This window comes from Pseudomonas sp. Z2-11 (assembly GCF_054161305.1).
In genome coordinates this window covers 4,218,939-4,242,255 of record NZ_CP096395.1, presented here as the reverse complement: position 1 = coordinate 4,242,255, position 23,317 = coordinate 4,218,939, and the positions used below count along the sequence as shown (strand labels likewise).

Annotated in this window: 19 protein-coding genes; 12 read left to right on the top strand and 7 right to left on the bottom strand. The window is 61.6% G+C overall.

Features of this window, described 5'->3' with window-relative positions; all coding sequences use genetic code 11:
• Positions 1–84 precede the first annotated feature (84 nt).
• Both M1E16_RS18740 and M1E16_RS18735 read left to right on the top strand, forming a co-directional pair.
• Entirely contained in the window at positions 85–1,497 is a 1,413-nt protein-coding gene (locus tag M1E16_RS18740; protein ID WP_458128109.1) for a diaminobutyrate--2-oxoglutarate transaminase, read from the top strand.
• An 84-nt stretch (positions 1,498–1,581) separates the two neighbouring features.
• Complete coding sequence (locus M1E16_RS18735; RefSeq protein WP_434572877.1) at positions 1,582–1,809, top strand: MbtH family protein; 228 nt, start codon at positions 1,582–1,584, stop codon at positions 1,807–1,809.
• A gap of 121 nt (positions 1,810–1,930) precedes the next feature.
• On the opposite strand, the gene ppsR is transcribed toward M1E16_RS18735, so the two are convergent.
• On the bottom strand, positions 1,931–2,749 hold the full coding sequence (gene ppsR, locus M1E16_RS18730) for a posphoenolpyruvate synthetase regulatory kinase/phosphorylase PpsR (protein WP_434572879.1): 819 nt from the start codon (positions 2,747–2,749) through the stop codon (positions 1,931–1,933).
• A 182-nt stretch (positions 2,750–2,931) separates the two neighbouring features.
• Here ppsR and ppsA point away from each other — a divergent pair, with 182 nt between their 5' ends.
• The 10 genes from ppsA (at position 2,932) to M1E16_RS18680 (ending at position 13,463) form a co-directional block, all read left to right on the top strand.
• Positions 2,932–5,307: a phosphoenolpyruvate synthase gene (gene ppsA, locus M1E16_RS18725; protein ID WP_434629532.1), complete on the top strand. Its 2,376-nt coding sequence runs from the start codon at positions 2,932–2,934 to the stop codon at positions 5,305–5,307.
• 237 nt (positions 5,308–5,544) lie between these two features.
• Entirely contained in the window at positions 5,545–6,534 is a 990-nt protein-coding gene (locus M1E16_RS18720) for an alpha/beta fold hydrolase (RefSeq protein WP_458128108.1), read from the top strand.
• A gap of 126 nt (positions 6,535–6,660) precedes the next feature.
• The gene (gene rraA / locus M1E16_RS18715; protein ID WP_305499847.1) at positions 6,661–7,152 is read left to right on the top strand and encodes a ribonuclease E activity regulator RraA; all 492 of its coding nucleotides are present in this window, start codon (positions 6,661–6,663) and stop codon (positions 7,150–7,152) included.
• Between the two features lie 25 nt (positions 7,153–7,177).
• A complete protein-coding gene (locus M1E16_RS18710; RefSeq protein WP_434572885.1) occupies positions 7,178–8,173 on the top strand; it encodes a zinc transporter ZntB in 996 nt (331 codons plus the stop codon).
• Positions 8,174–8,238: 65 nt separating this feature from the next.
• Positions 8,239–8,484 carry a hypothetical protein gene (locus M1E16_RS18705; protein ID WP_014337331.1) on the top strand — a complete coding sequence of 82 codons (246 nt, stop codon included), beginning with the start codon at positions 8,239–8,241 and terminating at the stop codon, positions 8,482–8,484.
• A gap of 2 nt (positions 8,485–8,486) precedes the next feature.
• Complete coding sequence (locus tag M1E16_RS18700) at positions 8,487–9,311, top strand: mechanosensitive ion channel family protein (RefSeq protein ID WP_305499852.1); 825 nt, start codon at positions 8,487–8,489, stop codon at positions 9,309–9,311.
• Positions 9,312–9,402: 91 nt separating this feature from the next.
• On the top strand, positions 9,403–9,993 hold the full coding sequence (sigX, locus tag M1E16_RS18695; protein ID WP_025212681.1) for an RNA polymerase sigma factor SigX: 591 nt from the start codon (positions 9,403–9,405) through the stop codon (positions 9,991–9,993).
• Between the two features lie 107 nt (positions 9,994–10,100).
• A complete protein-coding gene (locus M1E16_RS18690; RefSeq protein ID WP_058542369.1) occupies positions 10,101–11,135 on the top strand; it encodes an OmpA family protein in 1,035 nt (344 codons plus the stop codon).
• Positions 11,136–11,542: 407 nt separating this feature from the next.
• Positions 11,543–12,718, top strand: coding sequence for an integrase core domain-containing protein (locus tag M1E16_RS18685; protein ID WP_434623684.1), 1,176 nt, complete (start codon positions 11,543–11,545; stop codon positions 12,716–12,718).
• A 514-nt stretch (positions 12,719–13,232) separates the two neighbouring features.
• Entirely contained in the window at positions 13,233–13,463 is a 231-nt protein-coding gene (locus tag M1E16_RS18680; RefSeq protein WP_458130382.1) for a nucleoid-structuring protein H-NS, read from the top strand.
• A gap of 144 nt (positions 13,464–13,607) precedes the next feature.
• On the opposite strand, the gene cobA is transcribed toward M1E16_RS18680, so the two are convergent.
• The 6 genes from cobA to M1E16_RS18650 all read right to left on the bottom strand — a co-directional run bounded on the left by cobA (position 13,608) and on the right by M1E16_RS18650 (position 23,176).
• Positions 13,608–14,363, bottom strand: a complete 756-nt coding sequence (cobA, locus tag M1E16_RS18675; RefSeq protein ID WP_458128107.1) for a uroporphyrinogen-III C-methyltransferase — start codon at positions 14,361–14,363, stop codon at positions 13,608–13,610.
• Between the two features lie 10 nt (positions 14,364–14,373).
• On the bottom strand, positions 14,374–17,091 hold the full coding sequence (locus M1E16_RS18670) for a nitrate reductase (RefSeq protein ID WP_458128106.1): 2,718 nt from the start codon (positions 17,089–17,091) through the stop codon (positions 14,374–14,376).
• Positions 17,091–17,408, bottom strand: coding sequence for a nitrite reductase small subunit NirD (nirD, locus tag M1E16_RS18665; protein ID WP_434697259.1), 318 nt, complete (start codon positions 17,406–17,408; stop codon positions 17,091–17,093). The genes M1E16_RS18670 and nirD overlap by 1 nt, the downstream gene beginning before the upstream one ends.
• Positions 17,405–19,858 (bottom strand): nitrite reductase large subunit NirB, encoded by a 2,454-nt coding sequence (gene nirB, locus M1E16_RS18660; protein ID WP_434698552.1) that lies wholly within the window; start codon positions 19,856–19,858, stop codon positions 17,405–17,407. Before nirB ends, nirD begins: the two co-directional genes overlap by 4 nt.
• A 426-nt stretch (positions 19,859–20,284) precedes the next feature.
• Positions 20,285–21,955, bottom strand: a complete 1,671-nt coding sequence (locus M1E16_RS18655; RefSeq protein WP_458128105.1) for a protein kinase domain-containing protein — start codon at positions 21,953–21,955, stop codon at positions 20,285–20,287.
• Positions 21,956–21,964: 9 nt separating this feature from the next.
• Positions 21,965–23,176, bottom strand: coding sequence for a nitrate/nitrite transporter (locus M1E16_RS18650; RefSeq protein WP_458128104.1), 1,212 nt, complete (start codon positions 23,174–23,176; stop codon positions 21,965–21,967).
• Positions 23,177–23,317: the final 141 nt, after the last annotated feature.

Genomic DNA, 23,317 nt, shown 5'->3' with positions numbered 1-23,317 from the left:
TTTCCACAACAGGAAACCTGCATGTGCGCCTTGAGTGCGCACCTGTCCGGTGTGCCGTTTGGTCACTCATCGCGGGGTCGAGAAATGTCAGTCGCCAATCCTTCTGTCGAAGCAGCGCCAGCACGGGTCAGTCCCGCGTCGGGCGAGACGCTCTATCAATTCAACGAATCACCGTTGCTGGCCCGCCAGAGCCGGCAGGAATCCAATGCCCGCAGCTATCCACGGCGGATTCCCCTGGCCCTCAAGCGCGCCAAGGGCCTGTACGTCGAGGATGTCGAAGGCCGGACCTTCATCGATTGCCTGGCCGGCGCCGGCACGCTGGCCCTCGGGCACAACCACCCGGTCGTGATCGAGGCGATCCGGCAGGTCCTCGCCGACGAGTTGCCCCTGCATACCCTGGACCTGACCACGCCGGTCAAGGACCGGTTTGTCCAGGACCTGTTCGGCCTGTTGCCGGCGAGCCTCGCCGCCGAGGCGAAGATCCAGTTCTGCGGGCCCACGGGGACCGACGCGGTGGAAGCGGCACTCAAATTGGTGCGCACCGCCACCGGGCGTAGCACCGTACTGTCGTTCCAGGGCGGATATCACGGCATGAGCCAGGGCGCGCTGAGCCTGATGGGCAGCCTGGGGCCGAAGAAGCCCTTGGGGGCATTGCTCAGCAACGGCGTGCAGTTCATGCCATACCCCTACGATTATCGCTGCCCGTTCGGGCTCGGTGGCGTCGATGGGGTAAAGGCCAATCTGCATTACCTGGAAAACCTGCTGAACGATCCCGAGGCCGGGGTGCAGTTACCGGCGGCGGTGATCGTCGAGGTGGTGCAGGGCGAGGGCGGGGTCATACCGGCCGATCTCGATTGGCTGCGCGGCTTGCGGCGAATCACCGAGCAGGCCGGGGTGGCGCTGATCGTCGATGAAATCCAGAGTGGTTTCGGTCGCACCGGCAAGATGTTCGCGTTCGAGCACGCCGGCATCATTCCGGATGTGGTGGTGCTGTCCAAGGCCATCGGCGGCAGCCTGCCACTGGCGGTGGTGGTGTATCGCGATTGGCTCGACACCTGGTTGCCGGGCGCCCATGCCGGGACCTTCCGCGGTAACCAGATGGCGATGGCGGCGGGCAGCGCGGTGATGCGCTACCTGGTCGAACACAACCTGCCGGCCCACGCCGCCGCCATGGGCGAGCGCTTGAGCGAGCACCTGCATATCCTGCAGAGGGATTTTCCGCAATTGGGCGACATCCGCGGTCGCGGCCTGATGCTCGGCGTCGAGCTGGTGGACCCGGCCGGCAAGCCGGACGCCTTGGGCCATCCTCCGGTGGACGCACGGCTGGCGCCGCGGTTGCAGCGTGAATGCCTCAAGCGCGGCCTGATCCTGGAGCTGGGTGGACGGCAGGGTGGCGTGGTGCGTTTCCTGCCGCCACTGATCATTACGGCGGTGGAAATCGACCGCGTGGCCGAGCTGTTCCGGCGCGCCCTGGAGGCTGCCGTGGCCGACGCCTAATTTTCATCCGGCCCGGTACGTTCCTTTTCATACCTTGGCTGCGCCCATGGCGCGGCGAACCTTGAGCAACGACGGAGAAACACCATGACTTCAGTATTCGACCGCGAGGACATCCTCTTCCAGGTCGTGGTCAACCACGAAGAGCAGTATTCGATCTGGCCGGACTACAAGGCCGTTCCGGAAGGTTGGCGGACCGTGGGCAAGAGCGGCTTCAAGAAGGAGTGCCTGGCCTACATCGAAGAGGTCTGGACCGACATGCGCCCGTTGAGCTTGCGCAAGAAGATGGAAGAGCAGGCGACGATAGCGCAGTAGACCAAGACTCTGTGGGAGCGAGCCTGCTCGCGAAGGCATTCTCTCTGCCAGCCATTGATGGACTGGAAGACTGCTTTCGCGAGCAGGCTCGCTCCCACAGGTGTAACGATGTGCCAGCGGTCTACTTGAACCGCCGCTCCACCCCTTTCTCCACCAGGATCTTCGCCGAAATCTCCTCCACGGAAAAATGCGTGGAGTTGATGTGGGGAATATTCTCCCGCCGGAACAGGTTTTCCACTTCGCGCACTTCGAATTCGCACTGGGCATAGCTCGAATAGCGGCTGTTGGGCTTGCGCTCGTTGCGAATCGCGGTGAGCCGGTCCGGGTCGATGGTCAGGCCGAACAGCTTGTGCTGGTGGGCGCGCAAGGCGTTGGGCAGTTGCAGCCGCTCCATGTCGTCTTCGGTCAGCGGATAGTTGGCCGCGCGGATCCCAAATTGCATCGCCATGTACAGACACGTCGGCGTCTTACCACAGCGCGACACACCCACTAGGATCAGGTCGGCCTTGTCGTAATAATGCGTGCGGGCGCCGTCGTCGTTGTCCAGGGCGAAGTTGACCGCCTCGATCCGCTCCATGTAGTTGGAGTTGTGGCCAATGGAATGGGACTTGCCGACCGAGTAGGAGGAGTGTTCGCTCAGTTCCTGCTCCAGGGGCGCCAGGAACGTGGAAAAAATGTCGATCATGAAACCATTGGACGTTGCGAGAATCTCACGGATGTCCTGATTGACGATGGTATCGAAGATGATCGGGCGAAAACCGTCGGTTTCGGCGGCTTTATTGATTTGCTGTACCATGGCCCGCGCCTTGTCGACGCTGTCTATATACGGCCGTGTCAGCTTGGTGAAGGTTATGTTTTCGAACTGCGCCAACAAGCTCTGGCCCAGCGTTTCGGCCGTGATGCCGGTGCCGTCGGAGATAAAGAAAGCGGATCGTTTCATTTGCGCCTTGGGCCTTAAGCTAGTGAGCTAGTAACGATTCTTGGATATGATAGGCGCGATTTGCCGGCCGCCCGTGGCCCGCATTCTCACTTATTTTCCAGGTCCAGGCCATATCGCCGGCGATTGCTCCCTGGAGCTGCCGGTACTTGAGCTTTTCCAACACAGTCAGTGGAGAGATCACCTTGGTAGAGTACGTAGTTTCCCTCGATAAGCTCGGCGTCCATGATGTAGAGCATGTGGGGGGCAAGAACGCATCCCTGGGCGAGATGATCAGTAACCTCGCCGGCGCTGGTGTCTCGGTGCCAGGTGGCTTCGCCACGACCGCCCAGGCATATCGTGATTTCCTGGAACTGAGCGGCCTGAACCAGCAGATCCACGATGCGCTCGACGCCCTCGACGTCGATGACGTCAATGCCCTGGCCAGGACCGGCGCCCAGATCCGCCAATGGATCATGGAAGCCGAGTTCCCCGAGAAACTCAACGCCGAGATCCGTACTGCTTTCGCCAAGCTGTCCGAAGGCAATCCCGACATCGCCGTCGCCGTCCGCTCCTCGGCCACCGCTGAAGACCTGCCGGACGCCTCGTTCGCCGGTCAGCAGGAGACCTTCCTGAACATCCGTGGCGTGGAAAACGTCATCCGGGCGGCCAAGGAAGTCTTCGCCTCCCTCTTCAACGACCGTGCCATTTCCTATCGCGTGCACCAGGGCTTCGACCACAAGCTGGTCGCCCTGTCCGCCGGCGTGCAGCGCATGGTCCGCTCCGAAACCGGCACCGCCGGTGTGATGTTCACCCTCGACACCGAGTCGGGCTTTCGTGACGTGGTGTTCATCACCGGCGCCTACGGCCTGGGTGAAACCGTCGTGCAGGGCGCGGTGAACCCGGACGAATTTTATGTCCACAAAGGCACCCTGGAAGCCGGCCGCCCCGCCATCCTGCGTCGCAACCTCGGCAGCAAGGCGATCAAGATGATCTACGGCGACGAGGCCAAGGCCGGTCGCTCGGTCAAGACCGTCGAGGTGGACAAGGCTGATCGCGCGCGCTTCTGCCTGACCGACGCCGAAGTCAGTGAACTGGCCAAGCAGGCGATGACCATCGAGAAACACTACAAGTGCCCGATGGACATCGAGTGGGCCAAGGACGGTGACGACGGCAAGCTGTACATCGTCCAGGCCCGCCCGGAAACCGTGAAGAGCCGCACCCAGGCCAACGTCATGGAGCGCTACCTGCTCAAGGAAACCGGCACCGTGCTGGTGGAAGGCCGGGCCATCGGCCAGCGCATCGGCGCGGGCAAGGTGCGGATCATCAAGGACGTCTCGGAGATGGACAAGGTCCAGGCCGGCGACGTACTGGTTTCAGACATGACCGACCCGGACTGGGAACCGGTCATGAAGCGCGCCAGCGCCATCGTCACCAATCGCGGCGGGCGTACCTGCCACGCGGCGATCATCGCCCGTGAGCTGGGCATCCCGGCCGTGGTCGGTTGCGGCAACGCCACCCAATTGCTCAAGGACGGCCAGGGCGTCACCGTTTCCTGCGCCGAAGGCGATACCGGCTACATCTTCGAAGGCGAGCTGGGCTTCGACATCAAGAAAAACTCCGTGGACGCCATGCCGGAGCTGCCGTTCAAAATCATGATGAACGTCGGCAACCCGGACCGCGCCTTCGACTTCGCGCAGTTGCCGAATGCCGGCGTGGGCCTGGCCCGCCTGGAGTTCATCATCAACCGCATGATCGGTGTGCACCCCAAGGCGCTGCTGAACTACGACGGCCTGCCGCAGGAAATCAAGGACAGCGTCGACAAGCGCATTGCCGGCTACGACGATCCGGTCGGTTTCTACGTCGAGAAGCTGGTGGAAGGCATCAGCACCCTGGCGGCGGCGTTCTCGCCGAAAAAAGTCATCGTGCGCCTGTCGGACTTCAAGTCCAACGAGTACGCCAACCTGATCGGCGGCAAGCTCTACGAGCCGGAAGAAGAGAACCCGATGCTGGGCTTCCGCGGGGCTTCGCGCTACATCAGCGAGTCGTTCCGTGACTGCTTCGAGCTCGAATGCCGGGCTCTGAAGCGCGTGCGTAACGAGATGGGCCTGACCAACGTCGAGATCATGGTGCCGTTCGTGCGCACCCTCGGCGAAGCGAGCCAGGTGGTCGACCTGCTGGCGGAAAACGGCCTGGCCCGTGGCGAAAACGGCTTGCGCGTGATCATGATGTGCGAGCTGCCATCCAACGCGATCCTGGCCGAAGAGTTCCTTGAGTTCTTCGACGGTTTCTCCATCGGTTCCAACGACCTGACCCAGTTGACCCTGGGCCTGGACCGCGACTCCGGGATCATCGCCCACCTGTTCGACGAGCGTAACCCGGCGGTCAAGAAGCTGCTGGCCAATGCGATTGCCGCCTGTAACAAGGCCGGTAAATACATCGGCATCTGCGGCCAGGGCCCTTCCGACCACCCGGATCTGGCCAAGTGGCTGATGGAGCAGGGCATCGAGAGCGTTTCGTTGAACCCGGACTCCGTACTGGAAACCTGGTTCTTCCTGGCTGAGGGTCAGGCCGCGGTCTGATTGAGTGAAGGGAGCTGATCGACTAAAGCCCGCCAGTTAAACCGCAGAACCTGTGGGAGCGGGCTTGCTCGCGAAAGCGGTGTGTCAGACAACATCAATGTTGACTGTTTCGCCGTCTTCGCGAGCAAGCCCGCTCCCACAGGGGGGCGCTTAGCCGACTGGCAGTAGCCGGGTCCCTTTTGATTTGAAGCAGGGCGGGCTCCACCAGGACGCCGCCCTTTTTTGTGCAAGAAGATCATGCAAAGCAGCAGCAACCTATTTCCTGTCGCCCTGATCAGCGCCGAGCGGCGCGGTGATCTGAGCGAAGATGTGTATCGCCTGAAACCTGGCAACAGCCCGGACTACAGCGTCGAAGTGGCCGTTACCCGCCTGGGCATGGCCGATGCCGGCGAGGTCCGTGGTGTTCCGGTGATCCTGCTCCACGGCAGTTTTTCCAACCGGCGCTTCTGGTATTCGCCCAAGGGCCTGGGGCTGGGAGCGTACCTGGTGCGCCTGGGGTTCGATGTCTGGATTCCCGAGATGCGTGGCCATGGGTTATCCCAGCGCAACCAGGGTTATCGCAATAACCGGGTCGCGGACTACGCCCGTTACGATCTGCCGGCCATTGGCGCCTTTGTGCGCGAGCAAAGCGGGCAAGTGCCCCACTGGATTGGCCATTCGCTGGGTGGTATCACCCTGGCGGCAGCGTTGGGCGGCCATTACCTGGGCGAGCCCGCCGTGGCGTCGGCAGCTTTTTTCGGCACCCAGGTCAGCCGCACGTACTGGCCCTTGAAAATCCCCCCGGTGGAGTGGAGCGGGCGCTTCATTCTCAAGCGTTTTTCCCAATTGTCCGGCCCAAGGCTCAAGCGCGGCCCGGAAGACGAGCCTATCGGCCTGGCCCTGGAGAGCATGCGCTGGTATGGCCTGTTCGGGCGTTTCGGCGATGCCGAGAAGAACTGGTGGGCCGGCCTGGCGGACGTGCAAGTGCCGGTACTGGGGGTGAGTGCCGCCGGCGATCAGCAGGATCCGACCTGGGCGTGTCGAAAACTTTTCGAGCAGATCGGTTCCGAGCGCAAGCAGTTTGTCTGCCTGGGCCGGGCGCAGGGCTTCGGTGATGATTTCGGCCATGTCGAAATGCTTGTCAGCAAAGCCGCGCAAGCCGAGGTCTGGCCGCTGGTGGCGCGCTGGCTGGAAGATCAGCGCGCGCCGCTGTCGGCAGAACAGCCTCGCCTGGCCGAAGCGGTTTGAGGGGAAGGCTCTGACAAGGGCATTCCGCTCTGGTCGGCTTGCGGCTAAGATATGACGCGCTACGTTGTTTCGGTCACAAACGGTTATTCATTCAGCCAGACGTCCAACCCTTGCAGGAGCTGCCCGATGAACCATTACCTCACGCCCGACCTGTGCGATACCTACCCGGACCTGGTGCAGGTGTTGGAACCGATGTTCAGCAATTTCGGTGGCCGCGACTCCTTTGGTGGTGAAATCGTGACCATCAAGTGCTTCGAAGACAACTCACTGGTCAAGGAACAGGTTGAACTCGAAGGCAAGGGCAAAGTGCTGGTCGTCGACGGTGGCGGGTCGCTGCGGCGGGCCCTGTTGGGTGACATGCTGGCCGAGAAAGCGGCGAAGAATGGCTGGGAAGGGCTGGTGATCTACGGCTGCATCCGCGATGTCGACGTCATTGCCCAGACCGACCTCGGGGTCCAGGCCCTGGCCAGCCACCCGATGAAGACTGACAAGCGCGGCATTGGTGATCTTAATGTACCGGTGACCTTCGCTGGCGTGACGTTTCGCCCGGGCGAGTATGTCTATGCGGACAACAACGGCGTGATTGTTTCGCCGAGCCCGCTGAAAATGCCTGAATGAAGCGCTACAGCCATAAGGGATGAGGATGTTCGAGGAAGAAAACGCGCAGTGGGGATTGGTGCATGCCCTGGTGCTGGATGGTAAAGGCGGCGCGCGTTCGATAGCCCGGACCGAACTGGACGACTTGCAGTTGCAGGCTCATGAAAGCCTGTGGCTGCATTGGGACCGCAGTCATCCGCAAACCCACACGTGGTTGCGCAAATCCAGCGGCCTGAGCGAATTCAATTGCGACCTGTTGCTGGAAGAGAACACCCGGCCGCGCCTGCTGCCGCTGCCCAATGCCGAGCTGCTGCTGTTTCTTCGCGGGATCAACCTCAACCCGGGCGCGGAACCGGAAGACATGGTCTCGGTGCGCATCTTCGCCTCGGCCCAGCGGGTGATTTCCCTGCGGTTGCGCCCGTTGCGCGCCACCGATGAGTTGCTGGCGGAACTGGCCGAGGGCAAGGGGCCGAAGACGGCTTCGGAACTCATCCTTTATATGGCGCAATACCTGACCAACAAAGTCCAGGACCTGGTCACCTGTCTCTCGGAAATCGTCGACGGCGAGGAAGAAAAACTCGATACCGACGAACGGTACACTCCCGAGCACGACGCCATTTTGCATATCCGTCGAAGGGCGGCCGGACTGAAGCGATTCCTGGCCCCGCAGCGGGATATCTTCGGCCAGATGTCACGGATCAAATTGCCCTGGTTCGTCGAGGACGACGGCGACTACTGGAATGAATTGAACAACAGCCTGACCCGTTACCTGGAAGAGCTGGAATTGACCCGGGAGCGCGTGGGGCTTGTGCTGGAGGCCGAGGACCGGCGTCTTTCGGTGCGCATGAACCGTACGATGTATCGCTTCGGGATCATCACCGGCATCTTCCTGCCGATGAGCTTTCTCACCGGGCTGCTGGGGATCAATGTCGGCGGCATTCCGTTTTCGGAAAGCCCCTACGGTTTCCTCGTTGCCTGCCTGTTGATGCTGTGCGTGGCCCTGGGGCAGTGGTGGCTGTTTCGCCGTTTGCGCTGGGTGTGACGAGGCTTCATGTGACCCGACGAAATCTGATCGCGTCTTCCACAGACATCACGAGAGGTGCGCGTATGCACGATCCGTTTGAACAGTCTCTGCGCGACATGCTCAAGGCTTCGCCGTCCAGCCGGGACGACGACGCATGCCTGGGACGCGTACTCAAAACCGCCAACCGTCAGGTTGGCGCCGGTGATCTTTTCAGCCTGCTGGGCCGCTGGCTGCCCGCGCTGATGATCGCCCTGAACAACGGGTCGGCCCATGTCTCGCCGGTTTCCCGTCGCAAACCCGTTACTCGCACCGCTGATAAGGCTGACTGAATATGGAACTTGATCTCTGGACCCAGAGCCTCGTCACGGCAATGACTGCGTTGTGGACCAAGGTGGCTAACTTCATCCCCAACCTCTTTGGCGCCCTGGTGGTGCTGTTGCTGGGTTTCGTGGTGGCCAAGCTCCTCGACACGCTGCTCTCCAAATTGCTCGCCAAACTTGGCCTCGACCGCCTGATGGGCGGTACCGGCCTGACCAAGTTGCTGTCCCGTGGCGGCATCCAGGTTCCGATCTCGACGCTGGTGGGCAAGATTGTCTACTGGTTCGTCCTGCTTATTTTCCTGGTTTCGGCGGCTGAGTCCCTGGGGCTGGAGCGGGTCTCGGCTACGCTCGACATGCTTGCGCTCTATCTGCCAAAGGTCTTCGGTGCGGCGTTGGTGCTGCTGGTGGGCGTACTGCTGGCGCAACTGGCCAACGGGCTGGTGCGTGGCGCGGCCGAGGGCGTCGGGCTGGACTATGCCTCGGGCGTTGGGCGTATCGCCCAGGGCCTGGTGATCATCATCAGTATTTCGGTTGCGATCAGCCAGTTGGAGGTCAAGACGGACCTGCTCAACCACGTGATCGTGATCGTCCTGATTACCGTTGGTCTGGCAGTCGCGCTGGCAATGGGGTTGGGGAGCCGGGAAATCGCCGGTCAGATTCTTGCGGGAATCTATGTGCGTGAATTGTATGAGGTTGGGCAACAAGTGCGTGTTGGCGAGGTCGAAGGCCAGATCGAAGAGATCGGCACGGTGAAAACCACATTGCTGACCGAGGAGGGCGAACTGGTATCGCTGTCTAATCGGATCCTGCTGGAGCAGCATGTGAGTAGCCGCTAACCCGGCAAATCCTGCTAATGTATGCCGCCGCAAAATGCCCGCCACGGCGGGTTGCGGCGCACATTGACCTAGACTGTCGGCCCGACTTGTTTTGAACAAACCCCAATCGCTATCCACGCGCTACGACCCCCGTGATCTCTCTGATGAGGAGTTGGTCGCGCGCGCGCATACGGAGCTGTTCCACGTCACGCGCGCCTATGAAGAGTTGATGCGCCGTTACCAGAGAACTTTATTTAACGTTTGCGCACGATATCTTGGGAACGATCGCGATGCTGATGATGTCTGTCAGGAGGTGATGTTGAAGGTGCTTTACGGGTTGAAGAACTTCGAGGGGAAATCGAAGTTCAAGACCTGGCTGTACAGCATCACCTACAACGAATGCATCACGCAGTATCGAAAGGAACGGCGAAAGCGTCGCTTGATGGACGCTTTGAGCCTGGACCCCCTCGAGGAAGCGTCTGAAGAAAAGGCGCCCAAGCCCGAGGAAAAGGGTGGGCTCGACCGCTGGCTGGTTTATGTGAACCCGATCGATCGGGAGATTCTGGTGCTACGATTTGTCGCAGAACTGGAATTCCAGGAGATCGCAGACATAATGCATATGGGTTTGAGCGCGACAAAAATGCGTTACAAGCGCGCGCTCGATAAGCTGCGTGAGAAATTTGCAGGCATTGCCGAAACTTAGTTCGGCGCAAATATCTCTTACGTGTAGGCAAGTTCTGATAGACTTGCCGCCGAGTTGTCCCCCGGTTTGCGGGACTGCTTCACAATCACCAGATGGGGATTTAACGGATGAAACTGAAAAACACCTTGGGCTTTGCCATTGGTTCTTTGATTGCTGCCACTTCGTTCGGCGCTCTGGCACAAGGCCAAGGCGCAGTTGAAATCGAAGGCTTCGCCAAGAAAGAAATGTTCGACAGCGCTCGCGACTTCAAGAACAACGGCAACCTGTTCGGCGGTTCGGTTGGTTACTTCCTGACCGACGACGTTGAACTGCGTCTGGCCTACGACGAAGTGCACAATGCACGTACCGACGACGGCACTAACGTCAAGGGCGCCAACACCGCTCTGGACGCTCTGTACCACTTCAACAACCCAGGCGACATGCTGCGTCCTTACGTCTCTGCCGGTTTCTCGGACCAGAGCATCGACCAGAATGGCAGCAACGGTCGTAACCGTTCTACCTTCGCCAACGTTGGTGGCGGCGCCAAGCTGTATTTCACTGACAACTTCTACGCCCGTGCCGGCGTTGAAGCTCAGTACAACATCGACCAGGGCGACACCGAGTGGGCGCCTAGCGTTGGTATCGGTGTGAACTTCGGTGGCGGTTCCAAGCCAGCCGCTGCTCCAGTTCCAGCACCTGCTGAAGTCTGCTCCGACAGCGACAACGATGGCGTGTGCGACAACGTCGACAAGTGCCCTGACACCCCAGCCAACGTAACCGTTGACGCTGATGGCTGCCCAGCTGTTGCTGAAGTCGTACGTGTTGAGCTGGACGTCAAGTTCGACTTCGACAAGTCGGTCGTTAAAGAAAACAGCTACGGCGACATCAAGAACCTGGCTGATTTCATGAAGCAGTACCCATCCACCAGCACCACTGTTGAAGGTCACACTGACTCCGTCGGTCCTGACGCTTACAACCAGAAGCTGTCCGAGCGTCGTGCAAACGCCGTCAAGCAGGTTCTGACCAACCAGTACGGTGTTGAATCGTCCCGCGTTCAGTCTGTTGGCTACGGCGAATCCCGCCCAGTTGCCGACAACGCCACTGAAGCTGGTCGTGCAGTTAACCGTCGCGTAGAAGCGCAGGTTGAAGCCCAAGCTAAGTAATTAGCCCAAAGCTTTGGAAAAGCCCGGCTCAGGCCGGGCTTTTCTTTGCCTGCGATTTGGTTATCCAAGGAGCGGGAATACAAAACCTGTGGGAGCGAGCCTGCTCGCGAAGGCGGCCTGACAGCCGACCTATCTCTCCCAGTCGTACCCCAATCTCATTGTGGGAGCGAGCTTGCTCGCGATGGCGGCCTGACAGTCGGCCCAGGGTTTTGTTGACTGGGTACATATCCGTTGCTGCGGTGACGGCGGCTTAGGGTTCCGCCCTTACGGCGGGTCACTTTTTTCAGACGCCAAAAAAGTAACCAAAAAGGCTTAGCCGGTATGACTCACCCACATAGGTTACAAATCAGTTCACTCACATAGGTAACAGTTTTTAACTGGCAGGGTCGGTTTTCGAGGATCTGACCATGCCATGGCGAGAGCTGAAACCTATGGACCTGAAACTGCTATTCATCGCGGACTACATCAAAGGCCCGCCAAGCTTCAGTGCGCTTTGCCAGGCTTACGAGATCAGTCGCAAGACTGGCTATAAATGGGTCGAGCGGTATGAGAAGGAAGGGCCGGCGGGACTGGAAGAACATAGTCGTCGTCGGCTTACCCAGGAATGGGTAGTGCCCCTGGCTGTCCGTGAGGCGATCATTGAATTACGCGGTCGGGGTGAGACAGAGCCTGGCCCCAAGAAAATTCAGGCGGCTTTGCTCGAGCGTTTCCCTGACCAGACGCCGCCATCAAAGACGTCGATCTACAACATTCTAAAGAAAGCTGAGCTGGTCAAACCACGCCGATTGCGTCAACGGGTGGCGGTTTATCCCAAACCACTGCAGAAAGCAGAGGCTCCCAACCAGCTATTCAGCGCCGATTACAAAGGCCAGTTCCTGACAGGTGCGGGTGTCTGGTGCTATCCATTGACGATCATGGACCATGCCAGTCGTTTCTTGCTCGCTTGCCACAGCATGGCTAACACCAACTTCCAGGAAACCCAGGCGGTGTTTACTCAGGTGTTTCGTGAGCATGGTCTGCCGGAGCGCATTCGTACCGACAATGGTGTTCCGTTTGCGAGCAAAGGGCGTGCGGGCCTTTCCCAATTATCCATCTGGTGGTTGCGTCTAGGGATCATTCCTGAGCGGATCGCACCCGGCAGGCCGGAGCAAAATGGCCGGCATGAACGTATGCATCGAACGTTGAAAAGTACTCTTCCGTCACCACCAGCGGTAGCGTGGGAGGCCCAACAACGGCACTTTGATCGTTTCAGGCAACATTACAACTATGAGCGTTTCCACGAGGCTCTAAAGCAGAAGACACCCGCGTCCTGCTATGAGCCTTCGTCCCGCCAATACCCTGAGAAGCTTCCTGAGATGACCTACCCGAGCCATATCGATAGCCTCCAAGCGGACTGCTCGGGCATCGTCAATCGTCGTGGTCTAAGGATCTACGTCGGCTATGTGCTCAAGCACCAGACCATTGGACTGGAGCAAATAGAGGACGGGATCTGGGATGTTATCTTCGGCCCAATCATCCTTGGACGGATTGACGTAAGAGATGCCATTGATGGCTACGTGACACTCCGGGTGTTACCTATGTGAGTGCACTTTTTTGTAACCCATGTGGGTGATCCGTATATTTGCCCCACCACTCGGTGCCTCGCCAAGGCTCGGCATGCCCTCACTCCGGCATTGCTCCGTGGGCCCGCCGCGAAGGGCCGTCCCTGGCCCAGCGCGGCTATCCCGGCATCCATGCCGGGATGCCCACTGCGCAATGCCTGCGTTCGGCCAGCGTGGTTAACGGGGCGCCTCAGATCAAGATCAGGATCAGGATCAAGAGCAAGGCGGTTTGATAGGCGGCCTGTCTCTTCAGCTTTACCCCGATCTAACTGTGGGAGCGAGCCTGCTCGCGAATGCGGCTTTTCAACCGGCATATCTTTACCGGTCGTACTCCGATTCTATTGTGGGAGCGAGCTTGCTCGCGATGGCGGCCTGACAGTCGGCCCAGGGTTTTGTTGACTGGGTACATATCCGTTGCTGCGGTGACGGCGGCTTAGGGTTCCGCCCTTACGGCGGGTCACTTTTTTCAGACGCCAAAAAAGTAACCAAAAAGGCTTTGCCCCACCACTCGGTGCCTCGCCAAGGCTCGGCATGCCCTCACTCCGGCATTGCTCCGTGGGCCCGCCGCGAAGGGCCGTCCCTGGCCCAGCGCGGCTATCCCGGCATCCATGCCGGGATGCCCACTGCGCAATGCCTGCGTTCGGCCAGCGTGGTTAACGGGGCGTCTCAGATCAAGATCAAGATCAAGATCAAGATCAGGATCAGGATCAAGAGCGAAGCGGTCTGATAGGCGGTCTGTCTCTTCAGCTTCACCCCGATCTAACTGTGGGAGCGAGCCTGCTCGCGAATGCGGTGTGTCAGTCACCATAGAGGTTGGTGGTAGATTGCCATCGCGAGCAGGCTCGCTCCCACGTTGGGTAGGGGTTGTTTGTTACTGGGCTGATGCCTGGGCGAAGACCGGCGGGGAGGCAGCCAGTTCGGCTGCACCGGCCACCTCGCCAATCACCAGGATCGCCGGGCTCTTGAGTTGAAACGCGACGGCATCGGTCTCCATCGAGGCCAGGTCGCTGCGGCAGTCACGTTGATGGGGCAGGGAGGCGTTTTCGATCATCGCTACCGGCGTGTCCGCTGCCAGTCCGCCGGCCAGCAGTTGCTCGCGGATCTCGCTCAGTTTCGCCACGCCCATGTACACCACCAGGGTCGTGCCACTTTGCGCCAGGGCTTGCCAGTTCAGGCTGCTGCCGTCCTGGGTGTGAGCCGTTACCAGGGTCACGCCCCGGGCAACCCCGCGCAGGGTCAGTGGGATGTCGCACTGGGTCGCGCCCGCAAGACCGGCGGTGATGCCATTGACCAGCTCCACCTCGACGCCGTGCTCGCGCAGCCACTGTGCTTCTTCACCGCCCCGGCCGAAGATGCACGGGTCGCCGCCTTTGAGGCGCACCACGCATTTGCCTTGGCGGGCATAACGCAACATCAGCCGGTGGATAAACGCCTGGGGAGTGGAGCGGCAGCCGCCGCGCTTGCCGACGGCGATGATGCGCGCACTGGGGCAATGCTCCAGCACCGCGTCGTTGACCAGGTCGTCGATCAACACCACGTCGGCCTCGCCCAGGGCGCGCACGGCTTTGAGGGTCAGCAATTCAGGGTCGCCAGGACCCGCACCTACCAGCCAGACTTTTGCGTTCATAGTGTTTTCCTCACGAGATCGCGGCGACCGGTTGCGCGGTGGCAACCAGCAGGCGCTTGATTTCCGGTACGCAGGAACCGCACTGCGTGCCGCAGCCCAGTTCTTTTTTCAGGCCCTGCAAATCCAGGCCGCGCTCGATGCCCGCGCAAACCGCACGCTGGCTGACATTCATGCAATTGCACAGCGTCTTCCCACCAGCCGTGGCGGCGCCGGTGTTACCCGGCGGTGCGCTCAAGGGGGCCAGCAGCCAGCGCCGCAACTGGTCGTCGGCGCGCCCTTCCAACCAGAGGTTTTGCAACCAATGCCGGGCCAGGGTTTCGCCGGCCAGGCGAATGGCGGTGATGCGGCTGTTTTCGATCCGTACCCGCTTGCCAATGGCGCGGCGCGGGTCGTCATAGGCCAGGACCGGGCCTTCGATCAGCCCCAGCTGTTCGTCGATCGCCTGCAAAAGCTGCGGTTCGGGCGCCACGGCGCTGGCAGCGCGTATCAGCAACGCTGGACGGTCGCGGCCGGTCAGGCTCAGGCTGACGTAGGAAAACGCCTCACACAGCGGACGCAACGCCTCCAGATGCTGTTGAACATTGCCTTCAACCAGAGCGAAAAGCTGCCAGGGCAGGTTCACCGGTTCCAGGCGTACGCCGCTGTGCTTGAGTTCCGGCTGTTTCGACAACGGGTCGAATGCCGGTTGAGTCAGGACGTTGACCCCGCCCTTTAGAAACCGGTCGCCCCAGTGCATGGGCAGGAAGGCCTGGCCGGGGCGCACGCTGTCGTCGCTGTCCACGGCCACGATCACGCTGCCGCGACGGCCCTTCAGACTGACCAGATCGCCGGACTGCAGGCGATGGCGAAGCAATTCGTCGGGATGCAGGCTGAGCACCGCTTCGTTCACATGGCCGAACAACTGCGCGGCGGTACCGGTACGGCTCATCCCGTGCCACTGGTCGCGCAGCCGACCGGTGTTCAGCGTCAGGGGGTAGCGTGCGTCGCGCAATTCCTTGGCTGCGCGATAAGGGTCGGCCACGAATCGGGCGCGGCCGCTGTCAGTCGGAAAAACCCCATCCACGTACAAGCGCGCCGTTCCGACCGTGGCGCCCTCCGGGAAGGGCCATTGCTGAGGGCCGAGGCGGTCGATCACGTCATGGCTGATGCCGGACAGGTCCAGGTCGCGGCCACGGGTCAGTTGCTTGTATTCATCGAACAAGTGGGCCGGGGTTTCAAAGGCGAATAGGCTGGGCTGGCCGGGGCGCAGGCGTTTCTCCAGTCGTTGCGCGAAATCTACCGTGATCGCCCAGTCCGGCCGTGCTTCCCCCGGTGCGTTTATCGCCCGGCGAACGTGGGAAATGCGTCGTTCGGAGTTGGTGACCGAGCCTTCTTTTTCGCCCCAACTGGCCGCCGGCAGCAGCAGGTCGGCAAAGGTGGCGGTTTCGGTAGTCCGGAAGGCCTCTTGCAACACCACGAACGGGCAAGCTTGCAGGGCTTCGCGCACGGCGGCCTGGTCCGGCATCGACTGGGCCGGGTTGGTGCAGGCGATCCACAGGGCCTTGATCTTGCCGCTGCGAACCTGCTCGAACAATTCGATAGCGCTCAAGCCTGTGGTGCTCGGCAGTTGCTCAACGCCCCAATAGCTGGCGACCTCGGCGCGATGCTCCGGATTGCCGGCTTCGCGATGGCCTGGCAGCAGGTTGGACAGGCTGCCGGTTTCGCGGCCGCCCATGGCGTTGGGCTGGCCGGTCAGCGAGAACGGTCCCGCGCCCGGTCGGCCGATCTGGCCGGTGGCCAGGTGCAGATTGATCAGGGCGCTGTTTTTTGCGCTGCCGGCAGTCGACTGGTTTAAGCCCATGCACCACAACGAGAGGAAACTTGGCGAGGTGCCGACCCACTCGGCGCATTGGTGCAGTTGCTCGACGCTGATCCCGCACAGCTGGGCAACCATGGCGGGGGTGTAGTCGCGCACCAGGTTCTTCAGGTCAGCCAGGCCTTCGGTGTGTGCCTTGATGAAGCTGCGGTCGACCCAGTCTTCCCACAGCAGCAGATGCAAGATCCCGTGGAACAAGGCGACATCGGTGCCAGGCAGGATCGCCAGGTGCAGGTCCGCCAGGTCGCAGGTGTCGGTGCGCCGAGGGTCGATGACGATGACTTTCATCTGCGGCCGGCGGGATTTGGCTTCTTCGAGCCGACGAAACAGGATGGGATGGGCGTAGGCCATGTTACTGCCGACGATCATCACGCAGTCGCTCAGCTCCAGATCCTCGTAGCTGCACGGTGGCGCGTCGGCACCCAGGCTGCGCTTGTAGCCCACCACGGCGGAGGACATGCACAGCCGGGAATTGCTGTCGATGTTGTTGGTACCGACCAGCGCCCGGGCGAGTTTGTTGAAGGCGTAGTAATCCTCGGTCAGCAGTTGGCCGGAGATGTAGAAGGCCACGCTGTCCGGTCCGTGCTCGACAATCGTGTCGGCGAAGACGTTGGCGGCATGGTCCAGGGCGCTGTCCCAATCGGTACGGCCACGGGCCAGGCCTTTGCCCAGCCGCAGTTCGGGATAGAGGGCGCGCGCGGCGAGGTCGCCGGTCAAGTGCAGGGTCGAGCCCTTGCTGCACAGTTTGCCGAAGTTGGCCGGATGGGTGGGATCGCCACTGACGCCGAGAATGCGCTCGCCGTCATGTTCGATCAGCACGCCGCAACCGACCCCGCAGTAACAGCAGGTCGAGGCAGTCGTCTGGCGGTTCATCAGCTTGCGTCCCGCAAGGCCAGCATCACCCGGCCGTTCTCGACGCGGGCCGAATGATGATGGGCGCAGCCCACGTCCGGGGCCTGGGCCTGGCCGGTTTCCAGGTCGATCTGCCAGTTGTGCAGCGGGCAGGCCACGCGCTTGCCATAGATCAGGCCTTGGGACAGCGGGCCGCCCTTGTGTGGGCAACGGTCGTCGAGTGCGAATACTTCATCGTCGCTGGTGCGAAAAATCGCGATATCGCCTTTCGGCCCGTTGATGATGCGTGAGCCCAAGGCGTTGATGTCTTCCAGCGCGCAGATATCCAGCCAGTTCATGCCAGTACCTCCAGGTTCTTCACGGGGATGACCTCGAACTCTTTTTTCAGCTGCGGTTGTTCCAGCCGTTGTTTCCAGGGGTCCTGCTCCAGCGACAGGGAAAACTTCAAGCGCTCGTGCAGGGCCTTGCGCCGCTCCGGGTCTTCCAGCACGGCTTTCTTGATGTGTTCCATGCCGACACGCTGCATGTAGTGCACGGTGCGTTCGAGGTAGAAGGCTTCTTCGCGGTACAGCTGCAGGAAGGCGCCGTTGTATTCGCGCACTTCTTCGGCGGTCTTGAGCTTGACGAAAAACTCGGCGACTTCGGTCTTGATCCCGCCGTTGCCACCGATGTACATCTCCCAGCCGGAATCTACGCCGATGATGCCGACGTCCTTGATGCCCGCTTCCGAGCAGTTGCGTGGGCAACCGGAGACCGCCAGCTTCACCTTGTGCGGCGACCACATGTTGAACAGGTCGTGTTCCAGCTCGATGCCCAATTGGGTGGAGTTCTGCGTGCCGAAGCGGCAGAACTCGCTGCCCACGCAGGTCTTCACGGTGCGAATGGATTTGCCATAGGCGTGGCCGGACGGCATGTCGAGGTCTTTCCAGACGCCGGGCAGGTCTTGCTTCCTGATGCCCAGCAGGTCGATACGCTGGCCGCCGGTGACCTTGACCATGGGCACGTTGTATTTGTCGGCCACGTCGGCGATGCGGCGCAGCTCGGATGGGTTGGTCACGCCGCCCCACATCCGTGGGACCACCGAGTAGGTGCCGTCTTTCTGGATGTTGGCGTGAGCGCGTTCGTTGATCAGGCGCGACTGCGGGTCATCCTGGGCTTCGCCGGGCCAGGTGGAAATCAGGTAGTAGTTCAGGGCCGGACGGCAGGTGGCGCAGCCGTTCGGGGTGCGCCAGTTCAAGTAACCCATGGTCCCGGCGATGGTCAGCAGGTGCTGGTCGCGGATCGCCTGGCGGATCTGCCCATGGTTGAGGTCGCTGCAACCGCAGATGGCTTTTTCGCTTTTCGGCTTCACGTCCGCCGCGCCGCCGACGGTGTTGATCAGGATCTGTTCCACCAGGCCGGCGCAGGAGCCGCAGGAGCTGGCGGCCTTGGTGTGCTTTTTCACGTCATCGACGCTGAACAGGCCGTGTTCCTGGATCGCCTTGACGATGGTGCCCTTGCACACGCCGTTGCAGCCGCAGACTTCAGCGGTGTCGGCCATGCTCATGGCTTTGTCCTGGCCTTGATGGCCGACGTCGCCCAAAGCGTTTTCGCCAAACATCAAGTGATCGCGGATCTCGCTGATGCCGTGGTTCTCACGGATCTGCCGGAAATACCAGCCGCCGTCCGCGGTATCACCGTACAGGCAGGCACCCACCAACACGTCATCCTTGATCACCAATTTCTTGTAGACGCCGCCAATCGGATCGGAAAGGGTGATGGTCTCGGTGCCTTCGCCGCCCATGAAGTCGCCGGCGGAAAACAGGTCGATGCCGGTGACTTTCAACTTGGTCGACGTCACCGAACCCTTGTAAGTGGCGAAGCCCAGTTGCGCGAGGTGATTGGCGCAGACCTTGGCTTGCTCGAACAGCGGCGCCACCAGGCCATAGGCGGTGCCGCGATGGTTGGCGCACTCGCCGATGGCGTAGATGCGCGGGTCATAGGTTTGCATCGTGTCGTTGACGAGGATTCCGCGGTTGCACGGAATGCCGGATTTTTCCGCCAGTCCGGTATTGGGCCGGATACCGGCAGCCATCACCACCAGGTCGGCGGGAATGATGTCGCCGTTCTTGAACTGGACCGAGCCGACCCGGCCGTTGCCGGCGTCGTGCAAGGCCTGGGTCTGCTCGCTGAGGCGGAATTTCAGGCCACGGTTTTCCAGGGCGGTTTGCAGCAGCTGGCCGCTGGTCTTGTCCAGTTGGCGTTCCAGCAGCCATTCGCCGATGTGCACCACGGTCACGTCCATGCCGCGCAGTTTCAAGCCGTTGGCGGCTTCCAGGCCGAGCAGGCCGCCACCGATGACCACCGCGTGCTTGTGGGTCTTGGCCGTGTTGATCATGGCCTGGGTGTCGGCGATGTCGCGGTAGCCGATCACGCCATCCAGAGTGTTGCCAGGGATCGGCAGGATGAACGGCGTGGAGCCGGTGGCGATGAGCAGGCGATCGTATTCGGCTTCGCTGCCGTCTTCGGCGATGACCCGGCGCTTGACCCGGTCGATCTCCACCACCTTGCGGTTGAGCAGCAGCTTGATGTTGTTGTCCAGGTACCAGCTCAGGTCGTTGAGCACGATTTCTTCGAATGTCTGTTCCCCGGCGAGCACGGGTGAGAGCAGGATGCGGTTGTAGTTGGTGTGGGGCTCGGCGCCGAAGACCGTGATGTCGTAGAGCTCGTTGCTCAGTTTGAGCAGTTCCTCGAGGGTGCGAACCCCGGCCATGCCGTTGCCGATCATTACCAGTTTGAGTTTTTTCATCAGGGTTCTCCGCAAGCTCAGGCCCGTTTCATCACGGCGGTCGGGCTGGCTCGGCAATTTTTTCGAAAACAAAAAAAGGCGTCTCGCTAGCAAACTAGCGAGGACGCCTTTGTCCTGGTCCCGTTCTCTCGGGAAGCACCGCCTTCATCGTTGGAGGCGTTGCTTTATGTATGGTGGAAGAGGTTATGCAGTGGTTGTGCCAAGTGGCGCGAGGGCTTGGATTTACTGGAGGAGGCGCGGATTGGCCGCGTTGCGGGGGGATTTATTGCACCGAATCAAAGCGTGTTGCCCGGTAATGGAGCGTGGCAGGGCTGGCGAGAAGGCTTTTGTGGCGAGGGAGCTTGCTCCCGCTGGGCTGCGAAGCAGACCCAAAAAAACGGCGACCGCTGCGCGCTCGAGCGGGAGCAAGCTCCCTCGCCACGGTGGTTATGAGTGAAACACCAGGAACAGCAGCACAACATTCACCACCAACGACACCAGCGCCAACGTCCGCCAGACCTTCAGCGGCTCCCGCTCAAGCAATGGCCGGGGCCTTACGCTCAAGCTTCGCCGCTCGCCCTGTTCCAGCTGCAACAGCCATTCTTCAGCCGTTTCAAAGCGCTGCGCAGGGTCTGCCGCCACGGCGCGTTCCAGGCTTTGCCCGAGCCATTCGGGCAGGTCCGGTCGATAACGATTGGCGCTCACGGGCACACCAAAGCGCGGTCGCTGGAACGCTTCGATTTCTCCGTAGGGGTAATGCCCGGTCAGCAGGAAATACAAGGTCACGCCGACCGCATACAAATCCTGTTGCGCCGTCGGCGCGGCGCCGCCGAAGGCTTCCGGCGCTATGTAGCTGGGGGTGCCAGGCAAGACGTTGGCCTGGTCTTCGGACAAACCGGGGCAGTACGCCAGGCCAAAATCCAGCAAGCGCAACTCCCCATCGTCGCCCTGGTGCAGGTTCTCCGGCTTGATGTCGCGGTGGTAGATCTGTCTTCGATGCAACAGGCCCACCGCGCGCACCAGTCGCTGCGCCAGCTCCAGCCATTGAGCCAGGGGCAACGGACCGCTTTGGTTGAACAGCTCGGCCAGGGTCACGCCCGAGTATTCACGCATCACGTAGTACAGATGTTGGCGCTGGGGGACGCCATGCACCTCCGGAAACTGCCGACCCGCGACCCGCTTGAGAAACCATTCCTCCGACAACAGCGCCTGGCCGGCGCGGGTGTCGTCCCGTAGCTGCACGGGCAAGGTTTTCAACAGCCAGGGTTGGCCCTGACCATCGTGTACCCGGTAGAGCAACGATTGCTGGCTCTGGCCGAGCAGGCTTTCTATCTGCCAGCCTTCGAACACCTGGCCCGCCTTCAGTGCAGGGGGCAGCGGCCACTGTTGCAGTTGGATCAGCGCGTCGCCGATGCTCGCTTCGCCCACCGCATCGACCCGCACCAACAGCGCGCTGGCGTTGTCCTGGCTACCGGCCAGGTGCGCGGCGTTGACCAGCGTCTGCGCCGCGCGATCCAGGTCTGGCTGGTCGCGCAGGATGCCGGCAATGGCCGTGTCTCCCAATACCGCCCAGACGCCATCGCTGAGCAGCACGAAGGTTTCATCTTCACGCAGCTCACCGTCGAGGAAATCGAGTATCAGATGCTGATCCAGCCCCAAGGCACGCTTGAGCACGTGTTGCATGCCCTGTTGTTCCCAGACGTGATCTTCGCTGACCCGTTGCAAATAGTCGGCGTGCCACCGGTAGACCCGGCAATCGCCGACGTGCGCCAGGGTGAAGCGCCGCCCCCGCAGGACCAGCGCGCTGACCGTGGTCAGCAGCGGTTGGCCGCCGCCGTTGGCTTGCAGCCAGCGATTCTGCGCCAGCAGCAGCCGGTCCAGCGCCTGGGCCACGCCCCAGGTCTGCGGCGTGGAGTAATAGTCCAAGGCGAGTGCCTGCAAGGTCGAACGCGCGGCCAATCCGCCATCGGCGCATTGGCTCACGCCGTCGGCGATGGCGAACAGGTAACCCTTGCTGGCGGCCAGGGCCGGGGCGGGAGTGACCAGGCGCAGGGCGTCCTGGTTTTCCTCTCGGGGACCCGTGGCGCTGGCTTCGGCAAAACTCAGTTGCAGGCTCATGGTTGCAGGTTATACCCGAGCCGCGGTGACCGCTGCCGAACCCCAGGTGGTCCTCCAGCGACGCTTGACCCCGTGCAGGCCGAACCAGGCCAGGACACCGAGGCTGGCGAACAACCACAGCGCCAGTTGGTAGCTGCCGGTGCTCTGCTTGATCGCGCCCATGCCCGCCGCCAGGGCGAAGCCGCCGATGCCGCCGGCCATGCCGATCAGCCCGGTCATCACGCCGATCTCGCGACGGAAACGTTGTGGCACCAGTTGGAACACCGCGCCGTTGCCCGCACCCAGGCCGAGCATGGTGCAGACGAACAGGGCCAGCGCCGCGTAGGAACTCGGCAGGTTGAAGCCGACCGCGGCGATGCAGACAGCCGCCACGGTGTACATGCCCAGCAGGGTGCGGATGCCGCCGAAACGGTCCGCCAGCGCGCCACCCAAGGGCCGCATCAGGCTGCCACCGAAAACGCAGGCCGCGGTGTAGTAGCCGGCGGTCACCGGGCTCAGGCCATATTGGTCGTTGAAGTAGCCGGGCAGGGCGCTGGCCAGGCCGATGAAGCCGCCGAAGGTCACGCTGTAGAAGAACATGAACCACCAGCTGTCGCGGTCACCGAGGGCCTTGAGATAGTCAGCCATGGATTTGGCCTTGGGCCGCTCCGGTGCGTTCTTGGCCAGCCAGGCGAACAAGACCAGGGTAATCACCAGCGGGATCACCGCGAAGCCGAACACGTTGGTCCAGCCGAAGGCCACCGCCATCACCGGAGCGATCAACGCGGCAAGCACGGTGCCCGAGTTACCGGCACCGGCGATGCCCATGGCCTTGCCCTGGTGCTGTGGTGGATACCACTGGGAAGCCAGCGGCAGGGCCACGGCGAACGAAGCGCCGGCCACGCCCAGAAACAGGCCCAGCAGCAAGGCTTGTTCGTAGCTGTGGATGCCCAGCTTCCAGGCGCAGAACAGCGCGCCGATCACGATCACCTGGCCGACTATGCCGGCGGTCTTCGGTGAAATGCGGTCGGCCAGCAGGCCCATGAACAGGCGCAGCACGGCGCCGGCGAGGATTGGCGTCGCGACCATCAGGCCGCGTTGCTGGGTGGTCAGGTGCAGGTCGGCGGAGATCTGTACCGCCAATGGGCCGAGCAGGTACCAGACCATGAAGCTCAGGTCGAAATAGAGGAAGGCCGCGAACAATGTCGGGGTGTGGCCGGATTTCCAGAAGCTTGAATTCATCGCGCACCTCAGCTGTAAAAGTCTCGAGAAATGAGTCAGTGCTTTGAGCAGTGCGCCGTCTGTGGTCGCACCACCGGCCCCGCGGGGCCAAAACAAAAAAACGCCGCAACCCGGATCGCCAGAGAGGCGAGGAGGGTGTGC